Source organism: Chondromyces apiculatus DSM 436 (genome assembly GCF_000601485.1).
GTDB lineage: Bacteria > Myxococcota_A > Polyangia > Polyangiales > Polyangiaceae > Chondromyces > Chondromyces apiculatus.
The window spans coordinates 1-19,701 of sequence record NZ_ASRX01000033.1 but is presented as its reverse complement, the minus strand read 5'-3'; the positions used below and the strand labels follow the sequence as shown (position 1 = coordinate 19,701).

The 19,701-nt window shown below is 68.0% G+C and carries 18 protein-coding genes; 7 read left to right on the top strand and 11 right to left on the bottom strand.

All coding sequences use genetic code 11. The annotated features are described in order from the left end of the window. Positions 1-204 precede the first annotated feature (204 nt). A complete protein-coding gene (locus CAP_RS45195; RefSeq protein WP_052375615.1) occupies positions 205-894 on the top strand; it encodes a PAN domain-containing protein in 690 nt (229 codons plus the stop codon). A 55-nt stretch (positions 895-949) separates the two neighbouring features. On the opposite strand, the gene CAP_RS21370 is transcribed toward CAP_RS45195, so the two are convergent. After that, entirely contained in the window at positions 950-1,627 is a 678-nt protein-coding gene (locus CAP_RS21370; RefSeq protein WP_052375614.1) for a TetR/AcrR family transcriptional regulator, read from the bottom strand. A 33-nt stretch (positions 1,628-1,660) separates the two neighbouring features. Between CAP_RS21370 and CAP_RS21365 the strand changes: the two genes are divergently transcribed. Further along, complete coding sequence (locus CAP_RS21365; RefSeq protein ID WP_044244036.1) at positions 1,661-3,934, top strand: molybdopterin-dependent oxidoreductase; 2,274 nt, start codon at positions 1,661-1,663, stop codon at positions 3,932-3,934. Positions 3,935-4,129: 195 nt separating this feature from the next. Here CAP_RS21365 and CAP_RS52440 read toward each other — a convergent pair whose 3' ends face one another. Genes CAP_RS52440 through CAP_RS21345 form a run of 4 tightly spaced genes read right to left on the bottom strand, consistent with a single transcriptional unit; the run spans position 4,130 to position 8,445 of the window. Beyond that, complete coding sequence (locus tag CAP_RS52440; RefSeq protein WP_197041290.1) at positions 4,130-6,040, bottom strand: phosphorylase family protein; 1,911 nt, start codon at positions 6,038-6,040, stop codon at positions 4,130-4,132. 39 nt (positions 6,041-6,079) lie between these two features. Next, positions 6,080-6,973 carry an ATP-binding protein gene (locus CAP_RS21355; RefSeq protein WP_044244032.1) on the bottom strand — a complete coding sequence of 298 codons (894 nt, stop codon included), beginning with the start codon at positions 6,971-6,973 and terminating at the stop codon, positions 6,080-6,082. After that, on the bottom strand, positions 6,974-7,480 hold the full coding sequence (locus CAP_RS21350; protein WP_044244031.1) for an HORMA-1 domain-containing protein: 507 nt from the start codon (positions 7,478-7,480) through the stop codon (positions 6,974-6,976). It abuts the gene before it with no gap. A 2-nt stretch (positions 7,481-7,482) separates the two neighbouring features. Next, on the bottom strand, positions 7,483-8,445 hold the full coding sequence (locus CAP_RS21345) for a CBASS oligonucleotide cyclase (RefSeq protein ID WP_044244030.1): 963 nt from the start codon (positions 8,443-8,445) through the stop codon (positions 7,483-7,485). Between the two features lie 1,026 nt (positions 8,446-9,471). On the opposite strand from CAP_RS21345, the gene CAP_RS21340 reads away from it, so the two are divergent. Next, on the top strand, positions 9,472-10,077 hold the full coding sequence (locus tag CAP_RS21340) for a hypothetical protein (RefSeq protein ID WP_156041007.1): 606 nt from the start codon (positions 9,472-9,474) through the stop codon (positions 10,075-10,077). Positions 10,078-10,280: 203 nt separating this feature from the next. Here CAP_RS21340 and CAP_RS48465 read toward each other — a convergent pair whose 3' ends face one another. Together CAP_RS48465 and CAP_RS21330 are read right to left on the bottom strand one after the other, a co-directional pair. Further along, a complete protein-coding gene (locus CAP_RS48465; protein WP_052375613.1) occupies positions 10,281-10,925 on the bottom strand; it encodes a tlde1 domain-containing protein in 645 nt (214 codons plus the stop codon). A gap of 197 nt (positions 10,926-11,122) precedes the next feature. Further along, positions 11,123-12,379 (bottom strand): PucR family transcriptional regulator, encoded by a 1,257-nt coding sequence (locus tag CAP_RS21330; protein ID WP_044244027.1) that lies wholly within the window; start codon positions 12,377-12,379, stop codon positions 11,123-11,125. Positions 12,380-12,565: 186 nt separating this feature from the next. On the opposite strand from CAP_RS21330, the gene CAP_RS21325 reads away from it, so the two are divergent. The 3 genes from CAP_RS21325 (at position 12,566) to CAP_RS45185 (ending at position 15,790) form a co-directional block, all read left to right on the top strand. Beyond that, a complete protein-coding gene (locus CAP_RS21325; protein WP_081865122.1) occupies positions 12,566-14,185 on the top strand; it encodes a flavin-containing monooxygenase in 1,620 nt (539 codons plus the stop codon). Beyond that, a complete protein-coding gene (locus tag CAP_RS21320; protein ID WP_044244026.1) occupies positions 14,178-15,017 on the top strand; it encodes an SDR family NAD(P)-dependent oxidoreductase in 840 nt (279 codons plus the stop codon). Before CAP_RS21325 ends, CAP_RS21320 begins: the two co-directional genes overlap by 8 nt. 65 nt (positions 15,018-15,082) lie before the next feature. After that, positions 15,083-15,790: a Coq4 family protein gene (locus tag CAP_RS45185; protein WP_052375612.1), complete on the top strand. Its 708-nt coding sequence runs from the start codon at positions 15,083-15,085 to the stop codon at positions 15,788-15,790. A 94-nt stretch (positions 15,791-15,884) separates the two neighbouring features. Here CAP_RS45185 and CAP_RS21305 read toward each other — a convergent pair whose 3' ends face one another. Then, on the bottom strand, positions 15,885-16,556 hold the full coding sequence (locus CAP_RS21305) for a glutathione S-transferase family protein (protein ID WP_044244024.1): 672 nt from the start codon (positions 16,554-16,556) through the stop codon (positions 15,885-15,887). A gap of 339 nt (positions 16,557-16,895) precedes the next feature. On the opposite strand from CAP_RS21305, the gene CAP_RS21300 reads away from it, so the two are divergent. Further along, entirely contained in the window at positions 16,896-17,321 is a 426-nt protein-coding gene (locus tag CAP_RS21300) for a hypothetical protein (RefSeq protein ID WP_044244023.1), read from the top strand. 78 nt (positions 17,322-17,399) lie between these two features. Here CAP_RS21300 and CAP_RS21295 read toward each other — a convergent pair whose 3' ends face one another. From CAP_RS21295 to CAP_RS21285, 3 genes are all read right to left on the bottom strand, one after another. Then, on the bottom strand, positions 17,400-18,071 hold the full coding sequence (locus CAP_RS21295) for a glutathione S-transferase family protein (RefSeq protein WP_044244022.1): 672 nt from the start codon (positions 18,069-18,071) through the stop codon (positions 17,400-17,402). A 132-nt stretch (positions 18,072-18,203) separates the two neighbouring features. Beyond that, positions 18,204-18,491, bottom strand: coding sequence for a DUF1330 domain-containing protein (locus tag CAP_RS21290; protein ID WP_044244020.1), 288 nt, complete (start codon positions 18,489-18,491; stop codon positions 18,204-18,206). A 16-nt stretch (positions 18,492-18,507) separates the two neighbouring features. Then, the gene (locus tag CAP_RS21285; RefSeq protein ID WP_044244018.1) at positions 18,508-19,548 is read right to left on the bottom strand and encodes an aldo/keto reductase; all 1,041 of its coding nucleotides are present in this window, start codon (positions 19,546-19,548) and stop codon (positions 18,508-18,510) included. Positions 19,549-19,701 lie beyond the last annotated feature (153 nt).

Below are 19,701 nucleotides of genomic sequence, written 5' to 3'. Positions count from 1 at the left end.
GCGCAGCCCCCGCGCAACCTGCCCTCCCTTCGCAGCCCAACCCCGCCCAGCCTCCCCATCCTCCCGGCGCCGTTCCCCTCTGCGCGCAGCCGGATCCACCCATTTCCAGCGCCTTCCCGCGCGCCGCATCGCTGGCCCGCCCCTTGCGAATGCCCTTGCACGACACCGGCTCCGACCAGCCATTCGCACGAGAAGGACACCCCCATGAAGAAGCTTGCCCTCGCCCTCTCCCTCGCCGTCTCCACCCTCGCCGCCGCGCCGAGCATCGCGCAGGCCGACGGCACCCTCAGCCCCGACGAGTTCCTCTTCCCCGGCCAGCGCGTCACCGCTCCCGGCTGCTACTACCGCATGCGCATGCAATCGGACGGCAACCTGGTCGTCGCTGGCGGCACCGGCAGCACCGGCTATCTCTGGCAGACCAACACCGTGGGCAGCGGCTACTTCGTCGCCATGCAGACCGACGGCAACTTCGTCATGTACGACTGGGATGGCGTCCCCATCTGGTCGTCCGACACCTGGGGCCACCCCGGCTCGGTCATGGACATGCAGTCCGACGGCAACGCCGTGGTCTACTCCCCTGGCGGCAGCCCCCTCTGGGCCTCCGACACCGACGGCCAGAGCCTCGGCCAGTCCCCCTGCCGGAGCCCCTCGGTCAGCACCCAGCTCGACGTCGGCTACGACCGCCCCGGCGGCGATTACGCAGTCTTCAACCTCAGCCGGGGCTGGGAAGTGGACTGCGCCTATGCGTGCTCCCAGGACGCCGCCTGCCAGTCCTTCACCTACGCCCCGCCCGGCTTCCACGGCCCGAGCGCGGTCTGCATCCTCAAGTCGAGCGTCCCGGGCGCCGTCCACATCGGGAACGGCGTCATCTCCGGCAGGATCCTGCGCGATTGATCCGGAGGCCGACGACGCACGACACCGTGAGCACCGAGCGCGTCACCGCGGGGACTCATCGCGCGGTCGGCTCCTCCTCAGCGCGCTCCAGCGCAGCGACAGGTGCAACGACAGGCGCAGCGACAGGCGCAGCGACAGGCGCAGCGACAGGCGCAGCGACAGGTGCAACGATAGGCGCAGCGACAGGTGCGACGAGGAGCCGGCGTGCGTTCGTGCGCGCCGCCTCCAGGATCTCGGTTCGCGCGGCATCGCTCTCCAGACCACGCGCCACCACCACCGCGCCGACGCAGAGCGCCAGCAGCGCTGCGGCCTGCGCGCGGTCGCCCACCTTGGCTTCCAGCGTCGACGTCAGCTCCGCCAGCTTCTCCTCGTAGATCGCGCGTGTCGCGCTCGATGCGCGGGCCACCTCGGGCGCGAGCGACGGCAGGAGGCACCCGCCCTCGGGGTGCCGGACGTGCGCGAGGCTCAGGTAGGCGTCGACCGCGACCAGCACCTGCCCGGCGTCGAGGCGCGCGAACCGCGCTGTCGTGGCCGCGAACTCGTGCTCCACGATGGCGGACAGCAGCGCGTCCTTGCCCGCGAAGTGCTTGTACAGCGCACCGCTCGTGAGCCCCGCCGCCTTCGCCAGCGCGTCGATGCCGGACGCGCCGAAGCCAGCCCGCTTCGCCAGGGCAGCGCTCGCGCTCACGAGCTTCGCCCTCGACCGGTCCCTGTGCTCAGGCTGGTATCGCATGATGGTGGGTAATAGGATAGCGTTCGTGTTCCCATGACTCAAGTCGAGCAAACCGCCTGCATCCTCTGCTCCCGCAACTGTGGTCTGCGCGTCGAGACGAGCGGCGGCCGCATCGGCACCGTGCGTGGGGACGACGCGCATCCGGTCTCGAAGGGCTACCTCTGCCAGAAGGCGGCGCGGCTCACCTACTACCAGGACCACGCCGATCGCCTCGAGCACCCGCTACGTCGCCAGCCCGATGGCACGTTCGTGCGCGTGTCGTGGGAGACGGCGCTCTCCGAGATCGCCGCGCGGCTCAACGCGATCCGTGACGCCCATGGTGGCCGCGCCTTCGCGTTCTACGGGGGAGGAGGCCAAGGCAACCACCTCGGGGGCGCCTACAGCCGTCAGCTCGGCAAGGCGATGAAGAGCCGCTTCGTCTACAGCGCCCTCGCCCAGGAGAAGACGGGTGACTTCTGGCTGAATGGCCGCCTGTTCGGCGACCAGCGCTGCCACACCACCGAGGACGTCGAGCACGCCGAGTTCGTGATGTTCATCGGCACGAACCCCTTCCAGGCCCACGGCATCCCCAACGCGCGCGACACGCTGCGCGACCTCAAGAAGAACCCCGCGCGCACCATGGTCGTGATCGACCCTCGCAAGACGGAGACCGCCCGCCAGGCCGACGTCCACCTCCAGCTCCGCCCGAGCACCGACGCCTTCCTCATGGCGGCCATCCTCGCGATCATCGTCCGCGAAGGCCTGCACGACCGCGCCTTCCTCCGCGAGCGCTGCACCGGCTTCCCTGCCCTGGAGGCGGCGCTGCGTGCCGTCCCCGTCGAGGACTTCGTGCGCATCGCCGACGTTCCGCTCGCCGACGTGGAGCGGGTCGCGCGCGGCTTCGCGACCGCGAAGAGCGCCTGCGTGCGCGCCGATCTCGGCATCCAGCAGAGCCTGCACAGCACGCTCAACTCCTACCTCGAAAAGCTGCTCTTCCTCGTCACCGGCAACTTCGGGAAGCGAGGCGGCAACAGCTTCCACTCGCACTTCTTGCCGATCCTCGGTCACACCGACGAGCGCAGCGACAGGCACGTCCGGACCGCGCGCCACAGGATGTTCCCCATCTCGGGGCTCTACCCGCCCAACATCCTCCCCAGCGAGATCGAGCACGAAGGCGCAGACCGCCTCCGCGCCATGTGGGTCGACAGCGCCAACCCGGTGATGAGCGGCGCCGACACGGAGGCCTACGAGCGCGCCTTCGGCAAGCTCGAGCTGCTCGTCGTGGTCGACGTGGCCATGACCGAGACCGCGCGCCTCGCCCACTACGTCCTCCCGGCAGCCTCCCAGTTCGAGAAGTGGGAATGTACCGGCTTCAACCTCGAGTTCCCCGACAACGCCTTCCAGCTCCGTCACCCCCTCTTCCCTCCGCGTGGAGAGGCCCTGCCCGAGCCCGAGATCTACACCCGCCTGCTCGCGGCCATGGGCGCAATCCCGGACGCATTCCCGCTCCTCGAACGCATCGCCAGGCAGGAGCCCGCCTTCACCAGGCACGCGGGCTTCCTCGCAGCGCTCGGGGCGACGCTCACCGCCAGGCCCCGGTGGGCGCCGTTCGCCGCCTCCATCGTCTACCGGACGCTCGGCCGTGCGCTGACCACCGCGCGCGCGAAAGACGGGCGCGTCTCGCCCGCCGCCGCCGCGCCGCTGCTCGCCCTCGCCCTGGGCGTCGCCTCGCGAGACGCCCGCGCCGTGCGGGCCGCGGGCCACCAAGGCAACCGCTTCACCCTGGGCGTGAACCTGTTCCAGGCCATCCTCGATCGCCCCGAGGGCACCCTGTTCACCCGCCACGAGTACGACGACACCTGGTCCTTCCTGCGCCACGCGGATCGCCGCATCCACCTCGATGTCCCGGAGATGCTGACCGCGCTCCATGCCTTGGTCGACGAGCCGCTCCCCACCCACGACTTCGTGCTGCTCGCGGGCGAACGCCGCTCCTACAACGCGAACCAGATCTACCGCGACCCGCAATGGCGCCGGGTCGACCGCGACGGCGCGATGCGCATGCACCCCGACGACGCCCGCGCCCACGGCCTCACCGACGGCTCACGCGCCATCTGCGCCTCGGAGCGCGGCGAGCTGGAGGTCACCATCGAGCTCGACGACGCCCTCCGCACCGGCATGGTCACGCTGCCCCACGGCTACGGCATGCGCTACCAGGGCGGCCCCCCCAACGGTCCGCAGTTGAACCGCCTCACCGCGAGCGAGCACTGCGACCCCCTCGCCCGCACCCCATTCCACAAGTTCGTGCCGGTCAGCATCCGCGCCGTGTAGCGCGAGGCGAATGGGCGGGGGCCGCATGGCCCATCGACAGGCGTTCAGCCGGTCAAGGCAGGATCCTGCGCGACCGAGGCAGGTGATTCAGGATTCAGGAAGGGGGCGCGGCAAAGAGCGCACGCGCATCGGCAATCACCGCGGCGCGCCGCAAGCACGGCCGCGGATCTCTTCCCAGGCATGTCCGTTCGCCGTTCATCTAGTCCTACCATTCCTCGAGGGCGCGCATTCCTTAATGCCTAGAACGCCGAGCACGTCTGGTTTGCCCAGCACATGCTCGACCAACGACACTGCCGCATGGGCTGCAAACGGCTGTGACGCATCGTTCTTGTGGCCGTCAGCCCAGTCGCAAATACCTTTGACGAGGATGGCCTCGACACCCTCATTCTGCGCGACCGCGTAAACACCCGCCCCCTCCATCTCACCGCCGATTGCAGTGGGGTATGACGCAGCCAGCTCGTCACGGAATTTGTCGTGGTTTATCACCTTCTCGCCGCATAGCACCAGACCTTGATGCACCCCGACGGGTACGCCCCAGCGCTCCAGCTTCCAGTCATCGATCCGGGCTGCAAACCGCTCCGAAAGACGAATTCCGCATGGAAGCTGCTGTCCGCGTTGTATCGAGCCCCCGCTCTCGACCTTCGCGAGTTCATAGGGGGCCATTGTTTCAGCGACAAGAACGTCCCCAAGCCTCTGCTTTTTTTTCTTCATGCCGAACGCAATCCCCACAGCAATCACTGCCTTGGGCTTCAATTCATCGAATGCATTCTTCACTGTGAGGAGCGCACCGCGGCGCGCGGCCGATCCCATCGTCGTCTCGACATGGGCGACTCGGTATCTGCCGAGTTGCCCGACTCGGAATGTAACCTTCGAAGCCTCCGAGACTGAACCGCGCAGGACTTCTTTCGCGCGACCGGCCGGCACCATTTGCGCCAGTAGTGCGTCCCTCTCAGTCTCTGTCACGGTTACCATGAGCACAGACGTCTGAGCGAGAGCGCGACGTATCCTGGCGCAGCCAACGTCCCTGCTTGTTGCGCCGGTTACGGTCAGGGCTGGGCACACCTCATAAACTCGCTCGGAACCGAAATGGACTTCGAGCACAGCGGCATTGCCTTGGCCAGCACACGGGTCCAGTAGCCCTTCATGCGCGCCATCCAGCAGCCGCTCTGCTTGCTCCCGCGTTAGTGCAAACCTGGCCTGCTCTTCAGAAGTACGCCATGGCCCGCCACCCAGCGTCATCTGTTCGCGACACACACGTTCGATTTGAGGCCAGTCGACCGGGCCGCTGCCCACGTTCCGAACAGTGAGAGTGACCTCGGTGCTCTGAGGTCCCGTCGAACCCTGAGTGACGGAAATCGTTTGCGCGGCTGTCAGCGCGGCGGTGAGAGGAGGCGGTTCGAGCACTTTCGCGAGAAGCCTGGCCAGGCGCCCCGCCATCTCGTCCACGGAGAGCGGTTCGCCGAGGTGAAAGGACAACCGCGACAGTTCCAGGCGAAACTGTTCGGACGCGATGGGTGTGAAACGGCCTGGATTGACCAGCGCTTCCTTGTTCAGGCCTGCAGCGCCTGCCCCGTCATGGCTCATACCTCCGATCTGCGCATCGAGAGGGATCACCGGGTGGCCGAGGCTCATGTGGCGGTGAGCAAGATGTGAGACGCCTTTACCTCCACCGACCACCACGAGCGCATCGGCCAGAGTGCACTGCTGTTCTCGCAGGTTTCCCCCGAAATGGGCTTCATCCTCCACGAGGGTCATCCGGACGCGACCAGAGTCGACGAGGCGGTTCCAGAGATCGCGCTGGTGAGCAGGGATTCGCTCGAGGAGAGTTTTCGGCGAGCCGACGACACGAGCAAGCAGCCGGTCGCCGGGCCGATCCTTGTATGCGTCAACCTCGGCGAGCAGCGTCCAGATGAAAATCAGCGCGCTATCCGGGTCACCCTCGTCAACCCTAGGGTCGCCGTTGACGAGCGTCACGATGCCTCCGCCAGCGGCGAAGATGTTGCGCGCGAGCATTCGTATCATGCGATGGGAGCGCGCCCGAAGCCCCGGGTCGGCCTCGGGCGCGGCGCTTCCGTCGATCCCGACGAACTTACCTTCCAGCGACATGTGCCTCATCCTGACGCTTCATTCCACGCTACCCGTGGCTCACACGATTGCGGGACTTGGCATCGTTGCTTTCGCGACGCGAAGGAGTACGTCGCAGCTAAGGGGATGCTCTGGAAACACTTCAGATACGGCTGCAGGCAGAAAGCGCGTCCGGATATCCGAGAACGTCATGCCAGGCCGACCGGTCTTCGGGTCTGGACCGGTCGCCGCTACGAGACGTTCGAGATCACGTTCCGTGAGTTCAAGACCATCCAGATCGCGGCGGAGTAGCTCTCGTCGCTCATCCTCCGTGGGCCTCGTGAACTCTTCAATCCTCGCAGCACGGCGCACGATGGCCGGATCCAGCGCGTGCAGCCGGTTCGTGCAGAGGATGACGAGCACCCGCCCCTTCAAGGCGCGCATCTCGTCGATCTTCTGGATCAGCGTGTTCGTTCCTGCGCGTTCTTCCTGGTGAAGCTGCGCACCCTCCCGCGACGCGGCGAGCGCGTCGGCCTCGTCGATGACCAGGAACACGCGCCCCTTGTTGCCTGCGGCTGCGCGAACGGCATCGAACGCTTCACCCACGAGCTTCGACATCTCGCCGTGGAGACCGCGGCCGCGAACCCGGGTGCTCAGCTTCATGAGCCGCGCATTCTGTTCGATCGCGCCGGAGATCCGGTTGGCGATCCCCTCGGCCGTCGCCGTCTTCCCGGTCCCGACATCTCCGTGGAAGATCATGAGCGGGTAGCGGTCTGCAAGGATCCCACACACCGGCAGCTCACGGTGGTGCTTCCTCTTGCTCCAGCGCCGGATCTCATCTGGTGCAAGCAGCATGAGGAGGTCACGTTGCGCGCGCTCGAAGCGAGGTTCGAATCCGATGAGACGCTCCGTCCTCTCCCGGATACCTGGATCCGGAAGCTCGCAGTCCAGCTCGAAACGAAGTACATCGCTCATTCAGGGCCTCTCTCGCGTTTCTCTCTTCAATCCGTATGCATTGCTCGTGTACGTGCGCGTGGTCACCGTCACGAGTCCAGGGTGGGAGGTGTCGATCTTGGATGCTGACCATTGAAGCTTGAGCTGCTTCCTGAACTGCTCCTGCCGATCTGACTGCAAGCAGGCCCACGCCTCGTTCCAGCACATCACAACCTGGAGCTGGTCCCCTGGCTGCGATTGCCAGATATTACCCGCGGGTCGTTGCGCATCCCAGCTCGACGCATCCGTTGACACTTCATATTCATGCACACGCTTGGTCTGCCCGTTACTACCAATGAGCATGATGTGCGCTTTCTTCAGATACGCATGGCTGGCGCACATCCGCAAGTCATGCGCAATCGTACGAGCATGGCCTTCTTCATAGAGGCCGGTCGTTCTCGCGATGAGACAGAGGTCTGCCTCGAAACTCTCGAAGACTTTGGCCACGTCAGTGCGTGTATAGGTCGCAGTCTCGGTATATGTCGCCACCGTCAGACCTCCTCGATCCTGAAAGAGGGACCGAACACCTCTTTCCAGCACTCCATGGTGGTCCCCTTGGCGTCCACGGTCCTCGCGTAGTTGAGTGTCTCCAGTGCGTCAGCGGCACGAGCGACGATCGTACGGCGTTCCTGTTCACCGAGGCGGCTCGTCACGTTGTTCTCGTTGTTCGTCGGATCGAAGATCCGCACGGGGCTCGCCGTCGAAGGACAGGATCGGATGGCGTCTGCGAACGAGACTGGCTGCTTCAGCTCCGTGGTCGCGATGTAGGTCAGCACGCGAAGCAACCCCTCTTCGATCCGGGGCGGAGGGCCCTGTGTACCGACGATGTGTGCGCAGATGAGCTCCAGCGTGAACGACGAGAGTTCGTCTCTGAGCTCCGCCATGTTGCGCCACCGCTTGAGGAGGCGGACCACGGAGGTGTACCGCGGGTCGCGGTCCTTCAGCGCGAGGACGAAGCCAAGCTGCTTGGTCGGCGAGGTCAAGAAGGATCCGCCGCCACCCACCTCCGGCTGCCACACGTAGTCGGCAGGCGACTGCACCGGGATGACCGGTACCAGGTCGACCTTCAACCCTGAGGTGCGAAACTCGATGCCGACGGTCTTCTTGCTCTCTTTGAAATCATCGGACGCTTTCGAGCCGTAAACGTCACGGAGGAGACCGACGATTATCCCGTGCAGGGTGCTGACATCTGAACGAGTCGCTTCGGCTACGTCGAGGTAGACGATGAGATCGATGTCTATCTCGAACCCATCTTTCGGCTTGAGGGCCGTGCCTTTGCGCCAGGATCCTGCCTGATTGATCTTCGTGATCCGCAGTGACGAGTTCGCATGAATCGCGTTCGTCAACTTCTCCTTCAGGTTATCTATCTGACTCTGGTACTTCCTCTTGTCCTCACGGCTGAAAGCGAGAATGTTCTCGCTGTAAAAGCCAAGCTGCTGGTCTGTAAGCTGCATACGGGTACCCTGGGCCTCCTCTACCCCTGCCCATCTTTGAGGGTCCCAGAACATGTGTCGGCCTGGTCGGACTGCAAGACCCTGGGAAGCAGATTTCGGTCTGGCCGGTCATTGACCTCCGGGCAAACACTCACCACCGCATTCCCGCGGTGCTCAACCTGCTTCGCATACCGCCCGTCCTCACCTTGGTGGTGGACCTCCAGCACCTTGGTGCGCGGGCCCACGAGCCATATCCATGCCACGCCCTCCACGTCGGTACATCTCGAGTTTCTCGCCACGATCCAGCTTGGCGGTAGAGGGGGACAGCACCTCGCCCCCCAGGTACGGCCTCAAGATCGGCGTATGTGGCGGGTCGATGTTGATTCTCGACCCCCCTGCCCCTCATCGATGGCCGCCTCGCCCCTCATCGATGGCCGCCTCGCCCCTCATCGATGACACTCCCGCCCCTCATCGACGACACCCTCACCCCTCATCGACGACACCCCTGCCCCTTATCAACGACACCCCGCCCCTCATCGATGACACCCTCGCCCCTCATCGATGACACCCTCGCCCCTCATCGATGACACCCTCGCCCCTCATCGATGACGCCCGGCGTTCCAGCCGGAAGCGATTCCACCCAAACGCAATCGCCGTTCCAGCAATCCTCCCCACAGGCGTCTAACTTTAGATACCACCTCCGGAGCAGGCTTTCGACGCCACGGCGCCCTCCTCAGCCCCTGCCCCCCTCAGATCCAAGCCAACGCAATCGCCGTTCCAGATTTTGGCCCACCAAGCGTCCAATTTTCGACAGCACACATCCAAACACATCCCGCTCTCCTCCTTCGCTCTCCTTCCTCATCTCGCTCCTCGTCACGCGCGGCTCTCACGAAACCAACGCATACGCCGTGCCTAGATTATTTTCAGTTTCTGCATTCTCCCCTATTTACAGGTCAACAATCGCAGAGCAGATTGCGCAGCGGTTGGATGACCCGGACATGGTCGTCCGAGGGCAACCAATCCCCTATCAACTGGGAGGAATGGACAGTGGCTGGACCTACTCAACCCGATCCGGGTGAGATGCACATCGACGCGCGCGGCGTTTTACTGAAGTACGTGGACGGCGCGGACCTGTCGAAGGTGCTCAAGCTCCGAAATCACCATGACAGGGCCATGAACAACATCATGGTCCTCACAGAGGCACAGATCGAGCTGGCTGGGCTCAACGAGGGCGACGTGGAGCGGCTCCGCGCGCGCATCACGGAGTACCGCACGGTGCTGATGTTCCTCGCTGCGGCACAGCAGATGACGGACAACCTGCAGCAGACGGTCTACGTGCTCGGGCACGACATCGCGGCAGCCATCGGGGAGATCACGGCTCAGGCGCGGCGGCGCGCGAAGGTGTCGCCGGACCGTGGGGAGATCCTCAATGCGCTGAACCAGGTCATCGACTATCAGCTCGCCCCGGCGAAGAAGGGGAAGCTGACCCGCAAGGCCAAGAAGGAGGCGGCGGAGGGGTCCGGCAAGCCGGAGACGCCTGCTCCTTCTGGGGATGAGCCGGGGAAGTCGGGGGCCGCGGCGCCAAAGCAGGCTGGCGTGAGGAAGGCCGCAGCTCACTGGGAGGACGAGGGGCCCGTGTCGGTCGCGGGTTGATCGATTGCCTCCAAGCATGATGCCCGCCAGCGCGACGGGGGCTTGCAATCGCGCGGGCCGCAATCGCGGCTGAGAGCCGTCACCTGACGGCGTAGACAACACCCCTGCATGGGGTGGAGCACCGGCGGCGCCTTGAAGGCGTGCGCCGGTGCTGTCGTTTGGGGGTTCTGAAGGCGCTGCTGCCTTCCGCGACGCGCGAGGGCCTACGGGTATGCGACCGTGAGGTCGAGGTCTCTCCCGCAGGCGAGGAACAGCCTCACGAAGGCTTCCATCTGGTCGGTCAGGTCGATGCAGCCGGCGGAGCCGGGCACGCTCCCGCCGTGGATGGAGAAGCCGCTGCGGCCGTAGGTCTCCGTGCCCGGCTTGGGGTGCAGCCACACCCGGTGCAGGCCCCAGGAGCGCGCCCCGCCCGGCCAGTTGCCGCGACCGATGGCGTTCTTGGTCTTCTCCCACAACGAGCGGTCGACGGCAGACTGGTACTCGGACTGCCGGACGATCCAGGCGCCTTCGGGGATGGGGCCCTGGTCGGCGAGGCCCTGGTGGCTCTTGTCCTGGTAGCCCGGCCTGCCCGAGACGGCGCTCCACGAGTGTCTCTGGATCCTGCCGCGCTGAGCCTCTCGCCAGACCAGGAAGCTGCCGTTGAAGTGCAGCGTCACCTGGCTGGCGACGGCGGCGGCAGGGGTGGCGGCGAGCTCCCGCACCACGCCCTCGTTGCTGAGCTGCGCGTAGCGGAGCAGCGGCCTGGCTTCGAACAGGGTCTGCCTTGCGAACGCCATGGCATAGGGGTCAGCCATGACCCGGCGCATGTCGTGCGTGATGAAGACGTTGCGAGGATCTCCGAGGCCCATGGGTGGATCCACCTTTCTCGCAGGTGACTGCCGGACGTGGAAGGAGCGCCCCCGCGCCTTCGTCCTGGTCTCCCTCGTTCGACACGACTGTGGCACGACCGTCACGTCGGTGTCGAGAGCGGCTCCTGCACCAGGCCAGGGTCACCCTGCCGCGGAGGGTCGAGGTGCTCCAGGGTGGTCTGGCGCGGCCGGAGATGTCACGCGCCGCTCGCGCGCCACCGGAGCACTTCCAGTGCGGCGGCGACGTGGATGCGGTTCTGCTCCAGCGGTCTCGGGAGCAGGGCTTCGGCGCGGGCGAGCCTGCGGAGCAACGTGTTGCGGTGGGTGTGGAGGCGGGTGGCGGCGCGGGAGGCGTTGCAGCCTTCGTCGAGGAAGGTCAGCAGGGTGGCCTTCAGCTCGGGGCTGGCGGGTTCGAGGTCGCCGAGGGTGTGCTTCACGAACTGGTCGGCGGCCTCGGGGTCGCGGGTGATCAAGGCGACGAGGCGGACTTCGTCGAAGGTGACGAGGCGCTGCTCGGAGCTGAGGCGGGCCACCATGCGCTGGGTGGTGAGGGCGTCGAGGTGGCTGCGGCGGAAGCCCTCGATGCCGCGGCCGGTGGAGCCGAGGGCGATGCGGATGGCGGGGAGGTGGCGGGTCGCGGCGCGCAGGCGTTCGAGGTCGGGTTCCGTGGCGCCGGGGACCCAGACCCAGAGGGTGGCGGCGCTGGCGACGACGAGGAGGGGGCGCTGGGTGCTGGTGGCGCGGGTCAGGGCGTCGGCGGCGGCTTCGAGGGAGGCGAGGTCGGACTCGGGCTGGTCGCTCCAGATGACGGCGGCGCGGTGGGGCTGGTCGAGCTTGTAGCCGAGGCGCTGGGAGGCGTGGTGGGTGTCGAGGGGGGCACCGTCGAGGAGGAGGGCGACGACTTCGCGGCGCTCGGCGTGGGTGCCGCGGGTCAGCTCGTCGCGCTCGGCCCGCATCTGGGCGGAGATGTCGGCGATGGTGGCGTCGATGAAGGAGGAGATGGAGCGGGCGGAGACTTCGAGCAGCTCGCGCAGCTCGTCGGGGTCGGAGGTGAGGTCGAAGGCGATGGACATCCAGCGGAGCCAGGCGGCGTTCTGGCCGGTGCGGTAGGCGTGGAGCGCGGACTCGGTGACGCCGCGGCGGACGAGGTCGCGGGCGATGGCGAGGGGCTCGGCGCCGAGGTTGGCGGCGACCGGGGCGCCAGGGTCGCGGAGGTTGGAGGACGCCCAGTGGAAGAGGTTCGCGCGGTTCGTGCGGCGGGTGGCCGCGGCGAGGACGGGGTCGTCGGCGATGGCCTTCATGTTCTCGATGGACAGCGTCGCGCGGTCGACTTCTTCGAGCCACTCCGGGGGGCCGTTCAGCACCATCTCGGCGCCGCGCCGGATCAACTCGCGCACACGCTTCGAGGGGCGCGGCCAGGGCCACGCGCCCGGCTTTTCATGGCGGTGGTGCATCCTGCACCACTCCTAGCGAACTTTGGGGCGGCATGCACCCCGCTCCTCGGGGCATGCTTCTCCACGGTTCGTCTTGCAGGCAGGGGTGGGCTCGACCCGCCAGGCCTCAACCCCGGCACTACCGGAACCTGGGCAATGCCGGAACCTCGGCAATGCCGGAACTCCGGCCAAGCCATGGAGCACAGCATGTCCACGAAGCGCGTCACAACCCCCCACGAGTACGTCGACGTGTTGATCGTCGGCGCGGGCATCTCGGGGATCGGGGCGGGTTACTACCTGCAGAAGGAGCACCCATCGACGTCGTACGCGATTCTCGAAGCGCGCGGGGCGACCGGGGGCACATGGGATCTGTTCCGCTATCCCGGCATCCGCTCCGACTCGGACCTGCACACGTTCGGGTATGCGTTCAAGCCGTGGGTGAGCGACAAGGCGATCGCCGGGGCGGACGCGATTCTCGCTTACCTGCGCGAGGCTGCCGCGGAGAACGGGATCGATCGGAAGGTTCGGTTCCACCACAAGGTGCTCGGCGCGGCCTGGTCGAGCGAGGAGGCGCAGTGGGTGGTCGACGTCGAGCGCGGCGACAGCGGCGAGCGGCTGAAGATCGCCTGTCGGTGGCTGTTCTGCGCGGGGGGCTACTACCGCTACGACCAGGGGTTCTCGCCCCGGTTCGAGGGCGCCGAGCGGTTCGGAGGGCCGATCGTTCATCCGCAGCACTGGCCCGAGGATCTCGACTACACGGGGAAGCGGGTGGTGGTGATCGGGAGCGGCGCGACCGCGGTCACGCTGGTGCCGGCCATGGCGGAGAAGGCAGCGCACGTGACGATGCTGCAACGCACGCCCACGTACATCCTGCCCAGGCCCTCGGGGGATGCCATCGCGAAGCTGCTGCGGAAGTACCTGCCCGCCGAGCAGGCCTACGAGATCACGCGGCGGAAGAACGTCACCATGCAGCGCGCGATCTGGCGGCTCTGTCAGAGCTACCCGCGGCTGGCGCGGCGGCTGATCCGGCACATCAATGCGAAGCAGCTCCCGGAGGGGTATCCGGTCGACGAGCATTTCAACCCACCCTACGATCCGTGGGATCAGCGGCTGTGCGTGGTGCCTGATGCGGACCTCTTCAAGGCCATTCGCAGCGGGCGCGCGTCGGTGGTGACCGACGGGGTCGAGACGTTCACGGAGGGGGGCATCACGCTGAAGTCGGGGCGGGAGATCGAGGCCGACGTCATCGTCACCGCCACCGGGCTGAACCTCCAGGTGTTCGGGGGCATCGCGATGACCGTGGACGGGGTGCCGGTGCACCTTCCCGATACGGTGGCGTTCAAGGGGATGATGCTCAGCGGGGTGCCGAACTTCGCGTTCGCCATTGGCTACACCAATGCCTCGTGGACGCTCAAGGTGGGCCTCTTGTGCGAGCATTTCTGCCGGCTGCTCGGGTACATGGACGACCAGGGCCACACCATCTGCCGTCCCGAGCTGGGCGATCCGGAGATGCCGCGGCGGCCGCTGCTCGACTTTGCGGCGGGCTACGTGCAGCGGTCGATCGATACGTTGCCGCGCCAGGGTGACCGGGCGCCGTGGCTGATGACCATGGACTACGAGGCCGATGCCAAGCTGCTCCGGGAGGGCTCGGTGGCGGACCCGAACCTGCGGTTCTCCAGCCACGTTCGGCGCGCTGCCACGGCCGCATCGGTGAGGGCCGACCCGGTGAGGGTCGACCCGGTGAGGGCCGAGCCGGGGGTGGCCGAGCCGGGGGTGGCCGCGCGCGCCGTGCATCCGCTCGTCGCGACGGAGGTGAGTCATGGTTGACCGGCTGCGCCTCGAAGGCCGCACCGCGGTGGTGACGGGTGCCGCGAGCGGCATCGGCCGCGCGATCGCGATCTCGCTCGCGCGTCGGGGCTGCCACCTCGCGCTCGCCGACGTGAACGAAGCGGGCCTCGCGGAGACGGCGCGCCTCGTGGAGACGGCGCGCCCTGGTCGCGCGCCCGCGCTGCGGGTGAGCGAGCACCGGCTCGACGTCTCCGATCGGGAGGCGGTCGCGGGTTTCCCGGCGCGGATCGCGGGCGAGCACCCCCGCGTCGATCTGCTGGTCAACAATGCCGGGGTCGCGGTGGGGGGGACGTTCGAGCAGGTGAGCGAGGAAGACTTCGAGTGGTTGTTCAGCATCAACTTCTGGGGGGTGGTGCGCATGACGCGCGCCTTCCTGCCGGTGCTGCGGGCGAGCGACGACGCGCGGATCGTCAACCTGTCCAGCGTGTTCGGGCTCATCGCTCCGGCGGGCCAGGCGGCGTACGTGGCGAGCAAGTTCGCGGTGCGGGGCTTCTCGGAGTCGCTGCGCCACGAGCTGGAAGGGTCGCGCGTGGGCGTCACCGTGGTGCATCCGGGTGGGGTCGCGACCGCGATCTCCGAGAGCGCCCGCGCGCCATCCGGCGCTCCCGCCGAGGAGGTCGCGCGTCAGCGCGCGGCGTTCAAGAAGCACCTCAGGCTGCCGCCCGAGGTGGCGGGGGAGACGATCGTGCGCGGCGTCGAGCGACGGAAGGCGCGGGTGCTCGTCGGGAATGACGCGGTCGCGCTCTCGGTGATCGAGCGCGTCGCGCCCGTCTCGTACTGGAAGCTGCTCGGGCGCGTGATCCGGGAGTAGGGCGCTTCCACCTGCGAATTTCGTGGCCCTGTGGGCTGTCCCGTCAGTACATCAAGGAGGTATCCATGACGCTCGTGCTTCCGCAGTACGACCTGCCTCGTGCGCTCCGCGCGGTGCGGGTCCTGCTCCGCGATCCCGATGATCTGCCCATGGTCTTCGCGCTGACCGACGCGATGGCGGGCACTGCGCCGTTCCGCTTGCTGCGCGGGTTTCGACGCTGCGAGACAGGGCGCGCGCTGCTGGGCGAGCGCCGGGACATCGTGCCGCTCCTCGCCGACCGCGCGGCGCTGCGCGCGCTCCCGGCGGGGACGCTCGGGCGCGCGTACCTGGAGTTCGTCGAGAGGGAGGGGATCTCCGCCGAAGGGATCCGGGACGCGAGCGCGCCGAGCGCCATGCACCAGCACGACACGGAGATCGGGTACGTGCAGCGGCGCATGCGCGACACGCACGACCTGTGGCACGCGGCCACGGGCTACCAGGGCGATGTGGTCGGTGAGCTGGCGCTGCTGGCGTTCTTCCTGGGCCAGCACTGGAACACGGCGATCGCGATGCTGGTGGTGGCAGGGCTGGCCAAGACGTTCCCGCTCGGGATCAGCGACCTGTTGCTGGACGGCTTCCGGCGCGGGCGCGCGGCCGAATGGCTCCCGGCGCAGGACTGGGAGGCGCTGCTCACCCTGCCGCTCGACGAGGTCCGCGCGCGTCTCGAGCTCGGCGCTCCTGCGGTGTACAAGCCCGTGCGCACGTCCGAGCTGCGCATGCGGGGGATCGTGTGAAGGGGCGCGCGTGGCGGGGCGAGACGGCGGGCGAGGTGCGTGGGCCCACCTCTAGCACGCACCTCGAAGTGCTGCGGGGCGAGGCTACGCGGGGCTACGCGGTGGCGTTCGCGGCGGGGGGCGCGTTCGCGGCGAAGGGGGCCAGTTGTGCGGCCAGCGCCTTCTCGAAGGCGGGCCGCGCTTCACACCGCCCGCGGTAGGCGGCGAGGTTGGGGAACTGCTCCAGGATGTCGGTGCCGCGCAGGATGCGCAGGACGGTGGACATGAGCAGGTCGCCGACGGTGAAGCGACCTTCGAGGTACTCCTTGTCGCCGAGGGAGGTGGAGAGTTCCTGCAGGCGCTTCTGCGCCATGGCGACGACCCCGGGGCGGCGGAGCTTCGCCCACTCCTCGTTGGGGCTGAAGACGTCGACCTCGGCGAGGTTCACGATGAACGGCTCGATGGAGCTCAGGGCAGCGAACATCCAGGACTGCGCGCGGGCGCGGCCCACGGGGTCGGTGGGCATGAGGATCTCGGAGCGCTCGGCGATGTGGAGCACGATGGCGCCGGACTCGAACATCACCAGGCCGTCCTCGTCGTAGGCCGGCACCTGCCCGAAGGGCTGCATCGCGAAGTACTCCGGGGTGCGCTGGTGCTCGGGGCCGAGGCTGATGAGGAACTCCTCGTAGGGGAGACCCGCCTCTTCGAGGGCCCAGCGGACCCGGAGATCGCGGACGAGGCCCTGGACGATAGGCGGGACCCAGCGGAACGCACTGACTCTGATCATCGTCATCCTCCCTGTTCGTGGTGCTGCGGCAGGAGCCATGATGGCCGCGTCCCTCAGCACCCCGGGGCGGGTGGATAGCAACACCCGTCGGGGCGTGTCAAAGCCGGGGGCACGAGGCGTCACGTGACGCGACGCTGTCACGGGACAGGGAGGGCCGTCGCCGTCACGGGACACGAGGCTTCTTCGTGGGGCGTGGCGGCCGAAGTCAGGGAAAACCGGCGCGATACGGGTCTGGCCCGAGGGCTGCAATGACCTCCTGCGACCGCGCGACGGCGCATGCGGCGCCGCGACGCGACCACGACGCGAACACGACACACGAAGAATCACGGAGTACCTGTCATGATCAAGGCGCTGCTCTCTCTCGTCGCACTCACCGGGCTGCTCGCGATGACCGGCTGCACGGCCCCGGTCGAGGGCGACGAGGTCACGGAGGTCGAGGCGGGAGACGTTTCGGAGGAAGAGGCGGAAGCGGTGGGCGAGGCGGAGCAGGCGATCTTCAAGACCGTCACCCTGGCGTGCAGCATCACCTATCCGAGCCTGTTCAACCCGAATGCCCAGCTCGTCAACAATTCATCCACGACCGTGTCGGATGACGCGACGATCACCATCGTCGTGCACCATCTCGGCGGTGCGCCTGACCGCACCGTCATCTCCACGCCGGGGGTGTTCATCGCCGCCTCTGGCGGCCAGCTCCTCGTCCCCCTGACCTACAGCGGGGCCCTGGACGCGGTGAGCTGCACGGCGTCGGCGAGGTGGGAGATCTGATCGGAGACGCCCCGCCCTCCGTGCGCTGAAGCAGCGCACGGGGCCGGGGCGCGGGGCAGGGATCGGGGAGGGGCGGGGCTAGGCGGGGGGCGCGGCGTTCGCGGCGGGGGGCGCGTTCGCGGCGAAGGGAGCCAGTTGTGCGGCCAGCGCCCTCTCGAAGGCGGGCCGCGCTTCACACCGCGTGCGGTACGCGGCGAGCGTGGGGAACTGCTCCAGGATGTCGGTGCTGCGCAGGATGCGCAGGACGGTGGACATGAGCAGGTCGCCCGCGGTGAAGCGGCCTTCGAGGTACTCCCGGTCGCCGAGGCAGGTGGCGAGTTCCTGCAGGCGCTGCTGCACCATGGCGACGGCGCCGGGGCGGCGGAGCTTCGCCCACTCCTCGTTGGTGTGGAAGATGTCGATCATGGAGAGGTTCTGGATGTGCGGTTCGATGGAACTCAGGGCCGCGAACATCCAGGTCTGCGTGCGGGCGCGGCCCACAGGGTCGGTGGGCATGAGGACCTCGGAGCGCTCGGCGATGTGGAGCACGATGGCGCCGGACTCGAACATCACCAGGCCGTCTTCGTCGTAGGCCGGCACCTGACCGAAGGGCTGCATCTCGCGGTACTCCGGGGTGCGCTGGTGCTCGGGGCCGATGAGGAGATCCTCGTAAGGGATGCCTGCTTCTTCGAGGGCCCAGCGGACCCGAAGCTCGCGGACGAGGCCCTGGGCGAAGGGCGGAACCCAGCGGAACGCACTGACTCTGATCATCGTCATCCTCCCTGTAGTCGCTGCGTCGGCCGGAGCCCGGGAGGCTGCGGCCGGCGGTCACGTGCACCGGGGGCGTGATAGCACAGGGCTTTCGGGGTCACGGAGCGAAGGGGCACCGCGCGGTGCCTCGCGTCACACGCCTTCGACGAGCACGGCGCGGTAGTCGGCGCCGCGGAGGCGGTGGGCGCGGGCGTCGCGGTAGGCGGGGCTGTCGTACCAGGCCCTGGCCTCGGCGAGGGTGGGGAAGGCGATGATGGCCACGCCCTCGACGTCGTGGCCTTCGAGCACCTCGTGGTGGCCGTAGACGGCGTGAGGGGTGAGAGCGTGGCCCGCGCTGGCAGCGGGGGCTTTGCGGGCGTAGGCGTCGAGCTGCGCAGGGTCGTGGGTGCGCTCGCGGAGGAAGACGATGTAGGCGGCCATGGAGGGCTCCTCGGCGTCAGGCGACGGGGCGGTCGGGGTGGTCGATCTGGTCCCAGCGGTTGCCGGTCATGACGGCGCGCTGTTCGGCGGTGCCGAGCAGCTCGTGGGGGTAGCCGAGGGAGACGGCGCTCGCGGCGTCGAGGCGGCGGAGGTGGTCGTCGGCGAGGGTGAGGCGCGTGGCGGCGAGGTTGTCGTCGAGCTGGGCGTGGGTGCGGGGGCCGATGACAGGGAGGATGCCCTTGGCACGCACCCAGGCGATGGCGACCTGGCCGGGGCTCGCGCCGATCTCGGCGGCGACGGCGAGGAGCACGTCGAGCACGGCGTCCTGGGCCGGGGTGTCGTGGAGGACGCTGGCCTTCAGGTCGGTGGCGCGGCCCTTCTCGCCCTTGCGGTACTTGCCGGTGAGGAGGCCGCCGCCGAGGGGGGACCAGCCCATGATGCCGAGGCCGAAGGCGCTGGCCATGGGGAGGAGTTCGCGCTCGGGGGTGCGCTGGAGGAGGCTGTACTCGAGCTGAACGGCGGCGATGGACGCCCAGCCGCGCAGGTCGGCGGTGCGGGCGGCAGCGGCAACACGCCAGGCCGAGAAGTTGGAGAGGCCGGCGTAGACGATCTTGCCGGCGCGCACGAGGTCGTCGAGGCCGCGGGCGATCTCGTCGACGGGGGTCACGCCGTCGTCCATGTGCACGAAGTAGAGGTCGATGCGGTCGGTCTTGAGGCGCTTCAGGCTGGCCTCGACGGACTGGACCATGACCTTGCGGTTGGCGCCGAGGGCGGTGAGGGCCGGGGAGGCGGTGGCGCCGCGGCTGTACTTGGTGGCGAGGACGAAGGCGTCGCGGTGGGGGGCGATGAACTCGCCGATGAGGCGCTCGGACTCGCCGAGCTGGTAGTTGTCGGCGGTGTCGATGAAGTTGCCGCCAGCGTCGGCGAAGCTGCGCAGGATGCGGTGGACCTCGTCGGGCGGGGCGCCATAGCCAGAGGTGGTGCCGAACATGCCGGCGCCGAGCGCGATCTCGGAGACCCTGAGGCCGGTGCGCTGGCCGAACATCTTGTAACGCATGGGAGTTGCTCCTGATGGGTGTCCGCGAGGGACGCCTGCACCATGGCGCAGGGCGCTGACAACCCCATGTCAGGAGGGTCGGCGGGCGCGTTTCTTGGCGGGCGGGGCGGCGGCGGGCGGGGCGGCGGCGGGCGGAGCGGCGGCGGGCGGAGC